This is a genomic window from Vibrio sp. QJM3NY_39 (assembly GCF_057785895.1).
On sequence record NZ_CM173505.1, the window covers coordinates 2931828 to 2946310 of the forward strand.

Annotated in this window: 15 protein-coding genes; 3 read left to right on the plus strand and 12 right to left on the minus strand. The window is 44.4% G+C overall.

The features are described 5' to 3' along the window. Position 1: 1 nt before the first annotated feature. The 7 genes from hscA to trmJ all read right to left on the minus strand — a co-directional run bounded on the left by hscA (position 2) and on the right by trmJ (position 5917). Positions 2-1852 (minus strand): Fe-S protein assembly chaperone HscA, encoded by a 1851-nt coding sequence (hscA, locus tag AC3CHU_RS13070; RefSeq protein ID WP_488524711.1) that lies wholly within the window; start codon positions 1850-1852, stop codon positions 2-4. A 22-nt stretch (positions 1853-1874) separates the two neighbouring features. After that, positions 1875-2390: a co-chaperone HscB gene (gene hscB, locus AC3CHU_RS13075; protein ID WP_004735096.1), complete on the minus strand. Its 516-nt coding sequence runs from the start codon at positions 2388-2390 to the stop codon at positions 1875-1877. Between the two features lie 80 nt (positions 2391-2470). Further along, the gene (gene iscA, locus AC3CHU_RS13080; RefSeq protein ID WP_004735095.1) at positions 2471-2794 is read right to left on the minus strand and encodes an iron-sulfur cluster assembly protein IscA; all 324 of its coding nucleotides are present in this window, start codon (positions 2792-2794) and stop codon (positions 2471-2473) included. Between the two features lie 103 nt (positions 2795-2897). Next, on the minus strand, positions 2898-3275 hold the full coding sequence (gene iscU / locus AC3CHU_RS13085; RefSeq protein WP_004735094.1) for a Fe-S cluster assembly scaffold IscU: 378 nt from the start codon (positions 3273-3275) through the stop codon (positions 2898-2900). A 33-nt stretch (positions 3276-3308) separates the two neighbouring features. Continuing rightward, a complete protein-coding gene (locus AC3CHU_RS13090; RefSeq protein ID WP_017074110.1) occupies positions 3309-4523 on the minus strand; it encodes an IscS subfamily cysteine desulfurase in 1215 nt (404 codons plus the stop codon). 27 nt (positions 4524-4550) lie between these two features. Then, positions 4551-5072, minus strand: a complete 522-nt coding sequence (gene iscR, locus AC3CHU_RS13095; RefSeq protein ID WP_017079865.1) for a Fe-S cluster assembly transcriptional regulator IscR — start codon at positions 5070-5072, stop codon at positions 4551-4553. Positions 5073-5188: 116 nt separating this feature from the next. Then, positions 5189-5917 (minus strand): tRNA (cytosine(32)/uridine(32)-2'-O)-methyltransferase TrmJ, encoded by a 729-nt coding sequence (gene trmJ, locus AC3CHU_RS13100; protein ID WP_004735091.1) that lies wholly within the window; start codon positions 5915-5917, stop codon positions 5189-5191. Between the two features lie 180 nt (positions 5918-6097). Here trmJ and suhB point away from each other — a divergent pair, with 180 nt between their 5' ends. Continuing rightward, positions 6098-6901, plus strand: a complete 804-nt coding sequence (suhB, locus tag AC3CHU_RS13105; RefSeq protein WP_004735090.1) for an inositol-1-monophosphatase — start codon at positions 6098-6100, stop codon at positions 6899-6901. A gap of 267 nt (positions 6902-7168) precedes the next feature. On the opposite strand, the gene secF is transcribed toward suhB, so the two are convergent. The 5 genes from secF to queA all read right to left on the minus strand — a co-directional run bounded on the left by secF (position 7169) and on the right by queA (position 12832). After that, a complete protein-coding gene (gene secF, locus AC3CHU_RS13110; protein ID WP_004735089.1) occupies positions 7169-8116 on the minus strand; it encodes a protein translocase subunit SecF in 948 nt (315 codons plus the stop codon). Positions 8117-8130: 14 nt separating this feature from the next. Beyond that, on the minus strand, positions 8131-9987 hold the full coding sequence (secD, locus tag AC3CHU_RS13115; RefSeq protein ID WP_004735088.1) for a protein translocase subunit SecD: 1857 nt from the start codon (positions 9985-9987) through the stop codon (positions 8131-8133). A 20-nt stretch (positions 9988-10007) separates the two neighbouring features. Further along, positions 10008-10337: a preprotein translocase subunit YajC gene (gene yajC / locus AC3CHU_RS13120; protein WP_004735087.1), complete on the minus strand. Its 330-nt coding sequence runs from the start codon at positions 10335-10337 to the stop codon at positions 10008-10010. A gap of 111 nt (positions 10338-10448) precedes the next feature. Further along, a complete protein-coding gene (gene tgt / locus AC3CHU_RS13125; protein WP_004735086.1) occupies positions 10449-11585 on the minus strand; it encodes a tRNA guanosine(34) transglycosylase Tgt in 1137 nt (378 codons plus the stop codon). Between the two features lie 194 nt (positions 11586-11779). After that, complete coding sequence (gene queA / locus AC3CHU_RS13130) at positions 11780-12832, minus strand: tRNA preQ1(34) S-adenosylmethionine ribosyltransferase-isomerase QueA (protein ID WP_488518487.1); 1053 nt, start codon at positions 12830-12832, stop codon at positions 11780-11782. Between the two features lie 334 nt (positions 12833-13166). On the opposite strand from queA, the gene AC3CHU_RS13135 reads away from it, so the two are divergent. Beyond that, the gene (locus tag AC3CHU_RS13135; RefSeq protein WP_488518486.1) at positions 13167-13613 is read left to right on the plus strand and encodes a CBS domain-containing protein; all 447 of its coding nucleotides are present in this window, start codon (positions 13167-13169) and stop codon (positions 13611-13613) included. 437 nt (positions 13614-14050) lie between these two features. Then, positions 14051-14455 (plus strand): hypothetical protein, encoded by a 405-nt coding sequence (locus AC3CHU_RS13140; RefSeq protein WP_488518485.1) that lies wholly within the window; start codon positions 14051-14053, stop codon positions 14453-14455. Positions 14456-14483: the final 28 nt, after the last annotated feature.

The window sequence follows — 14483 nt, forward strand, 5'->3', positions numbered from 1 at the left end:
ATTAAATATTATCGACTGACTGACCTGACAGTGCAGCTCGAATTGATTTATCCATACGACGAGAAGCAAAGTCTTGGCTCGCTTTGTCGGTATTCTTAATTTCTAGTTCAATGGCATCGGAATTATCGCCATTACGCACTTCGATCAGTGCTTCAATCGCTTGAACAAGTTGTTGTTTTCCTTGTTCATCAAGCAGCTCGTCACCATCGGCTTGCATTGCAGCAATAAGGCCTTCGATAACACGATCCGCTTCTACGCGTTGCTCAGCCAGAGCGCGCGCTTGCATGTCTTCTTTTGCAAACGTCATCGAATCTTTCAGCATGCTAGCCACTTCGTTGTCACTTAGACCGTAAGAAGGCTTAACTTGGATTTCAGCTTGAACGCCAGTGCTCTTCTCCATCGCGGTAACCGATAACAGGCCATCAGCATCCACTTGGTAAGTGACACGAATATGCGCAGCACCTGCTGTCATTGGCGGAATGCCTTTCAGAGCAAATCGAGCCAGTGAACGACAGTCGTCGACCATTTCACGCTCGCCTTGCACGGTGTGCACTGTCATTGCAGTTTGACCGTCTTTGAACGTGGTAAATTCTTGTGCGCGAGCAACAGGGATCGTGGTGTTACGAGGGATGATCTTTTCGACCAAGCCACCCATAGTTTCGATACCTAAGGAAAGTGGGATAACATCTAGAAGTAGCATCTCAGAGTCAGGCTTGTTGCCAACTAAGATATCCGCTTGAATCGACGCACCAATCGCAACCACTTCATCAGGGTTAATGCTGGTTAATGGAGTACGACCAAAGAAGCCACCCACCATTTCACGGACAAGTAAGGTACGAGTTGAACCACCAACCATAACCACTTCCAGAACTTCGTCCGCGTCAACTTCAGCATCTTTCAGTGCGCGACGGCACGAAAGTAGCGTTTTCTTAACCAGCGGCTTGATGATCTCTTCGAACTCTTCACGAGTTAATGAACCAGACCAACCTAGTACATCAACATCAACGCTTTCAGCTTCAGATAAGCCAATCTTCGCTTCTGTTGCTGCGTCTAGAAGAATACGGTTCTGTTCTGCCGTTAGCTCTGATAAGCCCATTTGCGCTTGGAAATGTTCTGCAATCAAATGGTCAAAATCGTCGCCGCCTAATGCAGAGTCACCACCGGTTGCTAGTACTTCAAAGACACCTTTAGACAAGCGCAATATAGAGATATCAAACGTACCACCACCCAAGTCATAAACGGCGATTACCCCTTCTTTACCTGAATCCAGACCGTAAGCAATCGCCGCGGCAGTAGGTTCATTAAGAAGGCGTAACACGTGAAGACCAGCCAGTTGCGCCGCGTCTTTCGTACCAGCACGCTGTGCATCATCAAAGTACGCAGGAACGGTAATCACTGCACCAGATAGCTCGCCACCGAGTGTTGACTCAGCACGTTGACCTAGCGCTCGCAGAATGTCTGCTGATACTTGAATTGGGTTTTTATTACCTTGCTCTGTGCGAATCACAGGCAAACCATTATCACTTTCTTCAAACTGATATGGCAGAGACGGGTATCGCTGTTGAATATCTGACAGTGAGCGACCGATTAATCGCTTAACTGAGATAATGGTATTTTTAGGATCAGTCTGTGCATTTGCACGCGCTTCATCACCAGTCGTATAAGATTCCGATTGGTAGTGAACAACTGAAGGTAAAATGCTTCGACCTTGTTGATCAACGAGTGTACTCGCCTCGCCACTGCGTACTGCAGCAACCAACGAGTTTGTTGTACCTAAATCAATACCCACAGCAAGCTTATGCTGGTGAGGAGCGGCGCTTTGCCCTGGTTCTGCAATCTGAAGTAGTGCCATGGAGGTGTCCTTGTTATACAAATTAGCCGATCAAACGATCTTCAACTAATTCGATTTCATTCTTTAATTTTGCAATAAACTTAAGCTTTCTTACTCGGTCTGCAGCTTCAAGCCAAGCTTCGCTTTCGAGTTCTTGTTGGATAGCGCTTAATTGTTGTTTATACATTTTGCTAACCTTGCCTTCAAATGCAAATAGCGCATCTTCGGGTTCAGAACTGTCTGCGATGTCTTCTAGCTCTTCACGCAATTCCATCTGCTCCATCAGGAACATCGGGTCTTGCATGGTCTGTTGTTCGCCACGAATGTCTTCACCGTGTTGAACCAGCAGGTATTCTGCTCGGCTGATCGGATTCTTCAATACCTGGTACGCATCATTGATTTGTGCCGCTTTTTGCACGGCTAATAAGCGATCACGCTCAGAAGCTATCGCAAATTTATCAGGATGGAATTGGCGTTGCAGATCTCTAAACTGAGAAGAAAGAAGGCTACCATCCAGTTGAAACTGAAGTGGTAGCCCAAATAATTCGAAATGATTCATGTAAAGGTGGTCCTAAGTTTAGGCTCTTTGTTCAGAGCCTAATTTTATTCTTCGCTTACAACGCTTAACGATTCAAGCGTTTAAACATTGAAGCTCTCACCACAACCACATTCGCCTTTCGCGTTCGGGTTGTTGAATTCAAAACCTTCGTTTAGGCCTTCTTTTACATAATCAAGCTCAGTACCATCTAGGTATACTAGGCTCTTTGGATCAATGATGACCTTAACACCTGAATGCTCAAACACTTCGTCTTCTTCGTTAAGCTCGTCAACGAATTCCAGTACATACGCCATACCCGAACAGCCAGTAGTTTTTACTGCTAAGCGTAATCCGAGACCTTTACCACGGTTATCTAGGAAAGCTTGAACTCGGCTTGCTGCCGTATCTGTCATGGTGATGGCCATACTACAACCTTGTGTTTTATATAAATTGAGAACTCAGGTGGGAGCACAAAGGGTGCTCCCAAATATTACTTATTTTTTCGACGTGATTACGGTATTGAAGCGATTAGTGCTTCTTTTTGTAATCCGCAACCGCTGCTTTGATTGCATCTTCAGCAAGAATTGAACAGTGAACTTTTACTGGTGGCAACTCAAGCTCTTCTGCGATTTCAGAGTTTTTGATTGCAGCTGCTTCATCAATACTTTTACCTTTAACCCACTCAGTTACTAGTGAGCTAGAAGCGATTGCGCTACCGCAGCCGTAAGTCTTGAATTTTGCGTCTTCAATAATACCTTCTGCAGATACTTTGATTTGCAGTTTCATTACGTCACCACAAGCTGGAGCGCCAACCATGCCGCTACCTACACTTGGGTCTTCTTTATCAAACGAACCTACGTTACGTGGGTTTTCGTAGTGATCAATTACTTTTTCGCTATATGCCATGATAGTTACCTCGAATCCTCTATTTCCGTGAGATTAGTGATGAGCCCACTCAACAGTGTTCAAATCAATCCCTTCTTTATACATATCCCATAGAGGAGACATGTCGCGTAATTTATTTACCGCTACACGAATTTGTGCAATCGCGTAGTCGATTTCTTCTTCCGTTGTAAAACGGCCGAATGAGAAACGTACTGAGCTGTGTGCCAGTTCATCGTTCAGACCAAGAGCACGTAAAACGTATGAAGGCTCTAGGCTTGCTGATGTACATGCAGAACCTGATGATACTGCTAGGTCTTTTAGAGACATAAGCAGAGATTCACCTTCAACGAAAGCAAAGCTCACGTTTAGGTTGTGTGGTACACGTTGGTCTAAGTCGCCGTTTACTGTTACTGCTTCTAGATCTTGAACACCTTTAAGTAGGCGCTCACGAAGTGCTAGTGCGTGATCGTAATCTTTCTGCATGTCTTGTTTAGCGATAGCAAACGCTTCGCCCATACCCACGATTTGGTGAGTAGCAAGCGTACCAGAACGGAAACCACGTTCATGACCGCCACCGTGCATTTGCGCTTCTAGGCGAATACGAGGTTTACGACGAACGTACAAAGCGCCGATGCCTTTAGGGCCATATGCTTTGTGTGCAGAAAATGAAATAAGGTCAACTTTCATCTCTTTTACGTCTAGTGGGATTTTACCCGCAGACTGAGCCGCATCAACGTGGAAGATGATCTTGCGTGAGCGACATAACTCGCCGATTGCAGCGATATCTTGGATTACACCAATCTCGTTGTTCACGTGCATGATAGAAACAAGAACTGTATCTTCACGCATTGCAGCTTGTAGCTTGTCTAGATCGATGATGCCGTTAGCTTCTGGCTCAAGGTATGTAACCTCAAAACCTTCACGCTCTAGTTGGCGACATGGATCAAGAACCGCTTTATGTTCTGTTTTACACGTAATTACGTGCTTACCTTTCTTCTCATAAAAGTGCGCTGCACCTTTGATAGCAAGGTTATCTGACTCTGTAGCACCTGACGTGAAAACAATTTCACGTGGGTCTGCATTTAGTAGATCGGCAATTTGCTCACGAGCATTATCTACTGATTCTTCTGCCTGCCAGCCGTAACGGTGTGAACGAGATGCAGGGTTACCGAAGTTACCGTCCATCGTCATGCATTGAACCATTTTTTCAGCAACACGTGGATCGACTGGGCATGTAGCTGAATAGTCAAAGTAAATAGGCAGTTTCATTTTCTACTCCAATGTAAAAACTGACCGCTAAGAGCGGGCATTAACACCGTGAGGTGCTGCACTAATCGTTGTAGTGCTCGTATTTTTATGTGCAAAACCATTATTAACCGCAAGATCGATATCTTGGCGATCAGAAATCTGTAAAACTTCGTTATCTTTCATTAGCTCACCGAGCGTAATGTCGTTTAAGAAGCTGCTGATTCGGGAGCTTAAATCACGCCATAAGGTGTGAGTTAAACAACGACTACCACCTTGGCAGTCTGCTCGACCGTGACACTTAGTTGCGTCCACTGATTCGTCGACTGCAGCAATCACAGTTCCGACAGCGATGTCGCTCGCTTCAGCACCTAAACGGTAACCACCGCCAGGACCACGAACACTAGCAACTAAGCCAGCTTTACGTAACTTAGAAAATAGTTGTTCTAAGTAAGATAACGAGATGCCTTGTCGCTCTGAAATATCAGCCAGAGGAACTGGGCTCTTTTGCGAATGCAGTGCTACATCTAGCATAGCTGTTACCGCATATCTTCCTTTAGATGTAAGTTTCATATCACACCGTATCCACATTGTTTATGTGGTTGGAATTTTCCCATACCCGACTAAATTGGTCAAGTATTTAGTTGACTATTTTAGTCAGGTATTCATCCCTACAAGCAGAGTGGGTTTTATTTGTCGTTTTTGCTCTTCTCAATTGAAGTCAAAATGCCACGTAGAGTATTGATCTCTTGCAGTTCAGGACGAGCTCGGCTGAACAGACGACGTAGCTTGTTCATCACCTGACCCGGTTTATCCTTAGAGATAAATTGGGTATCAATGATCACTTTTTCAAGGTGTTCATAGAACATTTCTAGTTCTTCGTGACGTGGGTACTCATCTTGTTGCTGTGGCTGATATTGGCTCGCAACCATATCAAGGTGTGCCACGCGAACTTCATAGCTTAGCGTCTGCACGGCCATCGCTAGGTTCAATGAGCTGTATTCAGGGTTGGCTGGGATACATACATGGAAGTGGCACTTCTGAAGCTCATCGTTAGTCAAGCCAGTACGCTCACGGCCGAAGACTAATGCGACTGGGTGCTTTTGACCTTCAACGGCAAACTTTTGTCCGCACTCACGAGGCTCTAGCATTGGCCATTCAAGCGTACGTGAACGTGCACTTGAACCAACCACCAAACCACAGTCTTTTACTGCTTCATCCAATGTAGACACAATGGTCGCGTTTTCTGCGATGTCACCAGCACCCGCAGCCAGTGCTAAGGTCTGCTCGTCAACTTCACATTGAGGGTCTACAAGAACTAATTGACTCAAACCCATCACTTTCATTGCGCGAGCTGCTGATCCGATATTTCCCGAATGAGACGTACCAACCAGAACGACTTTTACATTGTCTAACATGCTATATGACACCACTTTAAAAATAATCGCGAGATATTAACACATAGCTAAGTAAAATGGTCAGACCCTTCTCGTAATGTGAATTCAAGAGTTCAAAAAACAACCACTTCCCTTTTGCAAAAAATTTGGTATACTCGCCGCCGCTTTAAACTGTTCTTTAACATCTTGTGGGAAAAACCTATGCATCCAATGCTAAACATTGCGATACGCGCTGCGCGTAAAGCTGGCAACCATATTGCTAAATCTCTAGAAACAACTGATAAGATCGAATCGTCTCTAAAAGGTAACAACGATTACGTTACTAACATTGCTCAAGAAGCTGAGTACATGATTATTGAGACAATCAAATCATCTTACCCAGAGCACAGCATTATTTCTGAAGAGTCAGGCCTGACTGAAGGTAAAGATTCTGACGTACAATGGATCGTTGACCCACTAGATGGCACCAACAACTTTGTAAAAGGTTTCCCTCACTTCTCTGTATCTATTGCTGTTCGTATGAACGGTCGTACAGAAGTTGCTTGTGTTTATGACCCAATGCTAAACGAGCTATTCACAGCTCAACGTGGCTCTGGCGCTCAACTTAACAACGCTCGTATGCGTGTTACTCAACTTAAAGACCTTCAAGGTACTGTTCTAGCGACTGGTTTCCCATTCAAGCAAAAACAACACTCTGAATCTTTCATGAAGATCATCTCTGGTCTATTCGTTGATTGTGCGGACTTCCGTCGTACTGGCTCTCCAGCACTTGACCTATGTTACCTAGCGGCTGGCCGTGTTGACGGTTACCTAGAACTAGGCCTTAAGCCATGGGATCTAGCAGCTGGCGATCTAATCGCTCGTGAAGCTGGCGCTATCATGACTGACTTTGCTGGCGGTACTGATTACATGACGTCTGGTAATGTTGTTGCTTCAAGCGCACGTGGTGTTAAGTCTATTCTTAAGCACGTTCGTGAGAACTCTAACGAAGGTATGCTGAAGTAATTCAGACCTTACGTTAATGCTCCTTTTTTCAAGGGCGCATAGAAATTTCAAAGCCTCGCTATTGCGGGGCTTTTTTGTATCTGCGATACGAGCTACGAGCTACGAGCTACGAGCTACGAGCTACGAGCAAGATGGCTGTTTAGTTGCGACGAGCACAATGCACTTCGCCAATAAGTTGCGTAGAGCTTCTCGACAGAATACAGACGTAAAAAAACCGCTAGTTGCCTAGCGGTTTTTTTGGTTCAGCGAAAATTGTTAAGCCAAGGCCTAAGGCATTTCGTCAAACTCTTCACCTTCTTTATCCACTTGTGGTGGCATTAGGTGTTCACGCGTAATACCCAACTTCATAGCGAGTGCAGATGCAACGTAGATAGAAGAATAAGTACCAACGGTAATACCCAATAGAAGTGCAGTTGCGAAGCCGTGAATCATAGCACCGCCCTGAGCGAACAGCGCGATAACTACGAATAACGTTGTACCAGAAGTAATCAATGTACGGCTCAATGTTTGTGTGATTGAGCTGTTCAATACTTCAGGTGCTTCACCCTTACGCATCTTACGGAAGTTCTCACGAATACGGTCAAATACTACTATGGTATCGTTGAGGGAATAACCGACTACCGTTAGCAAGGCTGCTACGATGGTAAGATCTACCTCAATTTGCATTAGAGAGAACACACCCAGTGTGATGATAACGTCGTGCGCCAGTGCTAGTACCGCACCTGCTGCCAAACGCCATTCGAATCGCACTGATACATAGATCAAGATACAGATCAGAGAAACAAGGATAGCAAGGCCACCCGCTTCTGTTAGCTCGTCACCCACATTAGGGCCAACGAACTCGATACGACGCATCTCAACTTGCTCACCAGTACCATCTTTAATTGCAGACAGGATCTGGTTACCAAGCGTTTCGCCAGCAACACCGTCACGTGGACGTAAACGAACCATGACCTCACGTGCAGAACCAAAGTTCTGTACCGTTGCATCACCGAAACCTTCCGCTTCTAGTGCACTACGGATATCAGGTAGGTTTGCTGGTTGCTCAAAACCCACTTCAATCAGAGTACCACCGGTAAAATCTAGACCCCAATTCAACGATTTCGTTGTTAAGGTAAAGATGGCAGTACCAATCATCAAGATTGAGAATAAAAAGGCAACCTTTGACCAACGCATAAAGTCGATCATTTTTTCTGCTTTTAGAATCTGAAACATATTAATTCCTAGCCTTAGATCGACAGTTTCTTAACGCGTTTGCCGCCATACATCAGGTTCACGATACAACGTGTTCCGACAATAGCTGTAAACATTGAAGTTAAGATACCGATAGACAGCGTTACCGCGAAGCCTTTAATTGCACCTGTACCTACAGCAAATAGAATGATTGCTGTTAGTAGTGTGGTGATATTGGCATCGGCGATGGTGCTAAATGCGTTCGCATAACCTTGGTGAATCGCTTGTTGTGGACTGCGTCCATCTCGAAGTTCTTCACGTATACGCTCAAAGATAAGTACGTTGGCATCGACCGCCATACCAACCGTCAATACGATACCGGCAATACCTGGCAGAGTCATAGTAGCCCCCGGGATCATCGACATCACACCGATAATCAACACCAAGTTAGCCATCAGAGCAACGTTCGCAATCAAACCGAAAGTACGGTAGTAAAGCAGAGTAAACAACATTACTGCAGCCATACCCCAAACCATCGCCATGATACCCATATCGATGTTTTGTTGACCCATAGATGGACCAATCGTACGTTCTTCTACAATCGAGATAGGTGCAATCAATGCACCAGCACGCAGTAAAAGTGCCAAGTTATGAGCTTCAGCCGTTGAGTCGATACCCGTAATACGGAAGTTACGACCTAGCGCAGATTGAATCGTCGCTTGGTTGATCACTTCTTCGTGCTTACTTAAGATCACTCGACCTTCTGGTGTTTTACGACCGCTGTCTTTGTACTCTGCAAATACCGTAGCCATAAGCTTACCGATATTCTGACGAGAGAATGTAGACATCTTGCTACCACCTTCGCTGTCTAGCGAGATGTTAACTTGTGGGCGACCATATTCATCAACACTTGAGCTTGCATCAGTAATACTTGAACCGCCTAGAATAACGCGCTTCTTAAGTACCACAGGGCGACCATCACGATCTTGCTTGATTTCGCTACCCGCAGGGGCACGACCAGAAGCGGCAGCGGCTAAGTCAGCACTACTATCAACTTCACGGAACTCAAGTGTCGCCGTTGCACCAAGAATTTCTTTAGCGCGCGCCGTGTCTTGAACACCAGGCAATTCCACTACGATACGGCTAGCACCTTGACGTTGAACCAAAGGTTCAGCAACACCAAGTTCGTTAACACGGTTACGTAAAATGGTAATGTTTTGCTCTACTGCGTAGTTACGGATTTCTTGAAGACGAGCATCTGTAAAACGAGCAACCAAAGAAAAACGACCATTAGATTCTGAATCTACGAACGTCATATCTTGGTGCTTAGATTGCAGTAGCGATTTCGCTTCAGCAAGCTGCTCTTCGTTACGTAGAATCACTTCAACTGCATCTTTACCCGATGGGCGAATAGCACGGTAACGAATTTTTTCTTCACGAAGTTCACTACGGAAGGCTTCTTCTTGTTGGCCAACTAGCTTTTGCATCGCAGCATCCATATCCACTTCCATTAAGAAGTGAACACCACCACGTAGATCAAGACCCAGTTTCATTGGTGCAGCACCAATAGATTCAAGCCAATCAGGAGTTGAAGCCGCAAGGTTTAAAGCAACGATAACATCATCACCTAGTGCTTCTGTGATGATATCACGGGCACTAATTTGCGTATCTGTATCATTAAAGCGAACAAGAATGGAACCGTTTTCTAGAGCAACGGATTTAGTAGAAAGGTTCTCTGCTTCCAGAGCATTGGTGACAGCATCCAGCGTAGACAGATCTACAGAGGCGCCACGCGCCCCTGTAACTTGAACTGCCGGATCTTCACCGTATATATTCGGAAGTGCGTACAACGCGGCGATAGCGATGGCAAACACCACCATCAAATACTTCCATAACGGATAACGGTTTAGCACAGCGAGGATCCTCTAGCTGTTTATAGTGATTTCAGAGTACCTTTTGGTAGCACTGCTGTAACGAAGTCTTTCTTGATAACAACTTCGTTGTTTGCGTTCAGTTCGATAGCAACGTAGTCGCTGTCTTCTGCAATCTTAGTAATCTTACCGATTAGACCGCCGCTTGTTAGAACTTCATCGCCTTTGCCCATAGAAGACATAAGGCTCTTATGCTCTTTTACGCGCTTAGCTTGTGGACGGTAGATCATGAAGTAGAAGATCACAGCGAACATACCTAGCATGATAAGCATTTCGAAACCGCCGCCTGCTGGTGCACCTTCTACTGCTGCGTGAGCTTGAGAAATAAACATTAAAAACATCCTCTATTATATTTTGGTAATTGTTTGTCTAATTGGGTTGTACCCCTTTATTTTCAAGCCCCATCTCTAGGAATAGAGATGGGGCTCGCAAAAAAAGAAATACTAAGATTCTTTACCTAACGGTGGCACTTCACGCCCCATTCTTGCGTAGAACTCAGCAACGAACTCTTCAAAACGGTCTTCATCAATAGATTGACGAATGTCTGACATAATTCGTTGGTAGAAACGCAGGTTATGAATCGTGTTCAGTCGAGCACCTAGGATTTCGTTACAACGATCCAAATGATGCAAGTACGACTTGCTGTAGTTCTTACAAGTGTAACAGTCACAATCTGAATCTAGTGGTGTTGTATCCGTTTTATGCTTCGCATTACGGATCTTGATCACACCTTCAGTGACAAACAGGTGGCCATTACGTGCATTTCGCGTTGGCATTACACAGTCAAACATGTCGATACCGCGACGAACACCTTCAACCAAGTCTTCAGGTTTGCCTACGCCCATTAGGTAACGTGGCTTATCTTCAGGCAGTTGAGGGCATGTGTGCTCAAGAATACGGTGCATGTCTTCTTTTGGTTCGCCTACTGCTAGGCCGCCAACAGCGTAACCGTCAAAACCAATCTCTGTTAAGCCTTTAACGGATACATCACGAAGGTCTTCGTATACGCCACCTTGAACGATACCGAATAGTGAGTTCGGGTTTTCTTGCTTGTCAAAGTGATTGCGTGAACGCTGAGCCCAACGAAGAGACATCTCCATTGAGTCTTTAGCTTCTTTATGCGTTGCAGGGTAAGGCGTACATTCGTCAAAGATCATTACGATGTCTGAGCCTAGATCCTTTTGGATTTCCATCGACTTTTCAGCGTCCATGAAGATCTTGTCACCGTTTACAGGGTTACGGAAGTGAACACCCTCTTCAGTGATTTTACGCGTCGCACCTAGGCTGAATACTTGGAAACCGCCTGAATCAGTCAGGATAGGTCCTTTCCAGTTCATGAAATCGTGCAAGTCACCGTGCAGTTTCATGATTTCTTGACCAGGGCGTAACCATAGGTGGAACGTGTTACCTAGCAAGATTTCAGCACCTGTGTCTTTCACTTCTTCAGGAGTCATGCCTTTAACCGTACCGTAAGTACCTACAGGCATGAATGCTGGTGTTTCAACGCTACCACGTTCAAACTGAAGTTGACCACGACGTGCGCCGCTGTTTGTTTTTTTAAGTTCGTATTTTAATTTCACGAAGCCTCCAATATGCCAGAGAAACAATCTGACTGATAATTCAGAACCTTAAGCTAAACATAAGTTCAATCTAGCGAGTTCTATGAGGAGCGGTCGCGTATTCCTTGCGAGAGATTAGACAGACACCCTGCCCGACTCCTAGCTTACTGCTAGCACCCGTAAATTCTGCTTATATCGTTTATAACCAGCTAAAATTAGCTCGTTTTCTTATTGATGAACATCGCATCACCGTAGCTGAAGAAACGGTATTCGCTCTTCACTGCGTGATCGTATGCGCCCATCACATTGTCATAACCAGCAAATGCACTCACCAACATGATCAGTGTTGATTCTGGTAAGTGGAAATTGGTAATCAAGCAATCCACCAACTGGTATTCATAACCAGGGAAGATGAAGATTTCTGTGTCACCAAAGAAAGGAACTAACTCAGTGCCATTTGTCAATGCATCTTGAGCCGCACTTTCTAGTGAACGCACAGAGGTTGTACCGACAGCGATAATGCGTCCGCCGCGAGCTTTTGCTGCTGCAACGGCATCAACCACTTCTTGCGGTACTTCAACGTACTCTGCGTGCATGTGGTGATCGTTGATATTATCTACTTTTACCGGCTGGAACGTGCCAGCACCAACGTGAAGCGTCACGTAAGCAAACTCGACACCTTTTTCTTTCATGCCAGCCATGAGCTTGTCATCAAAGTGAAGACCTGCTGTTGGCGCTGCAACCGCACCCGGCTTTTCATTATAGACAGTCTGGTAGCGCTCTTTATCTGCATCTTCATCAGGACGATCGATGTAAGGAGGCAGTGGCATGTGACCAACGCTGTTAAGAATCTCTAGAACACTTTGATCGGATGTGAAATGGATTTCAAACAACGCATCATGACGCGCTACCATTTCAGCTTCATACTCATCGTTCTCACCAAGGAACAACTTCGTGCCCGGCTTCGGTGATTTAGAACAACGAACATGCGCAAGAATGCTTTTCTCATCGAGCATACGCTCCACTAGCACTTCAAGCTTACCGCCTGAGGCCTTGCGACCGAATACACGAGCAGGAATCACGCGAGTGTTATTAAAAACAACAAGATCGCCTGGCTCAACCAAGTCTAAAACGTCTTTAAACGAACCATCAGCTAGGTTACCGCTGTTGCCATCTAATTTAAGCAGGCGGCTTGCTGTGCGCTCCTCTTGAGGGTAGCGAGCAATAAGTTCATCTGGTAGGTCAAAGTGAAAATCTGAAACTTGCATGTTTGTAGTCTTGTCTTAGTTGATGAGATTTGTGCTGTTGACGAAGAATAAATCATGGTTGCAGATCAATCGTTACGGTAAGTCAATCGTTACCAGAAACACATCACAAACACGACTAAAAATTTCGCAGTGGGCTAGTATAGGCACACGAGCCGCAATAGCAAGGTTTACAGCACTGGATTATTGTAAAAAGGCGTAAAATAGTGCTACTGATTCACCACCTCAAACTAAAGAATTAGTTGCATAAAACTCACCCAAGAATGCGTCAGATCTCAGTTATTTTTTGGATAAAAAACTATAGTAATAGCAACAAATGAAAAAGAAGGAGGTTCGTATGATCAAGGTTGAAGATATGATGACTCGCAACCCTCATACCCTATTGCGCTCACACTCACTGGCCGATGCTAAGCACATGATGGAAGCGCTTGATATCCGCCATATTCCGGTCGTTGATTCCGAGAGGCAACTACTTGGCGTCGTCACACAGCGAGACGTTCTAGCCGCTCAAGAATCCAGCCTGCAAAACATCCCACAAGCTCAATCATTTACTCTTGCTACACCGCTCAACGACATCATGCACAAAAGCGTAATGTCTGTAGAACCACGAGCAGGATTGAAAGAATCAGCTGTTTATATGCAGAAACACAAAGTGGGCTGTTTACCTGTCGTAGAAAACCACGAACTAGTAGGCATTATTACAGACAGCGACTTTGTCACGATAGCGATTAACTTATTAGAGCTACAGGAAGAAGTCGAGCCAGAAGAAGCGGAAGTAGAGTGATATGACAATAAGAAGAGCCTCATAAAACTATGAGGCTCAATATTAGGTAACTTTAATCGATAGAAATGCACTGCCGCTTACCCCGTAACTCATTACAATAAACAACCAATCCGCACACCATATCAAATATAAAACTAGTTGAATAATGTATTGATGAAGTTTATATTACCCGCCATATACAACCACCTCCGTAATAAAGTGAAAAAATCATATTTATCAATAGGCTTGATGCAGAGGTTATAACGAATTCAGCTCCTGTCATTGCTTGTATCACTGTTGTTACATTCACAGTAGAGGATGTAGCTGCTTCTTCCGGAGTGTTGGAAACTTATATAAAAGCAATTGACGACTATTCATTTGGTCCACTTAATGGTTCGGAGAATATACTGGCATCTCATAATGAGGAGCCCAAAAAGTTACGGTTCTTTAGAGTACAAATGAAAGTATCAAACTATAAAAATTCAATAATATGCCTAGTTATCATCACTGTATGCAGTTACCCATTCATATACTTCCCTTCTGGAGAGTATGATTCAGATAGAGTTTACTTTGTTACTGTACTAAGCTCATTTTTTGTATTTTTTCTCTTAGTGTTTACCGTGGCACAGTTAGCACTGATAATAAAAAATAGGGATGATAAGTACCAAACTAAAAATCATCATATCGGTATTTATTTTATCATAGCCATATCGCTATCTACTTTTTATTACTTTAAGGTTGAAGAGTATAAAGAAACAAGCACTAGTCATGTATATTGCGGATCAATATTAAAGATGAGAAGTTCTCTGGGGCTTTTAGAAAAGTTTGCGCTTTCAAAAGAAAAATGTGGTAGCGGTTTATGAATAAATCATTCCCATATTTAAAGTTTTC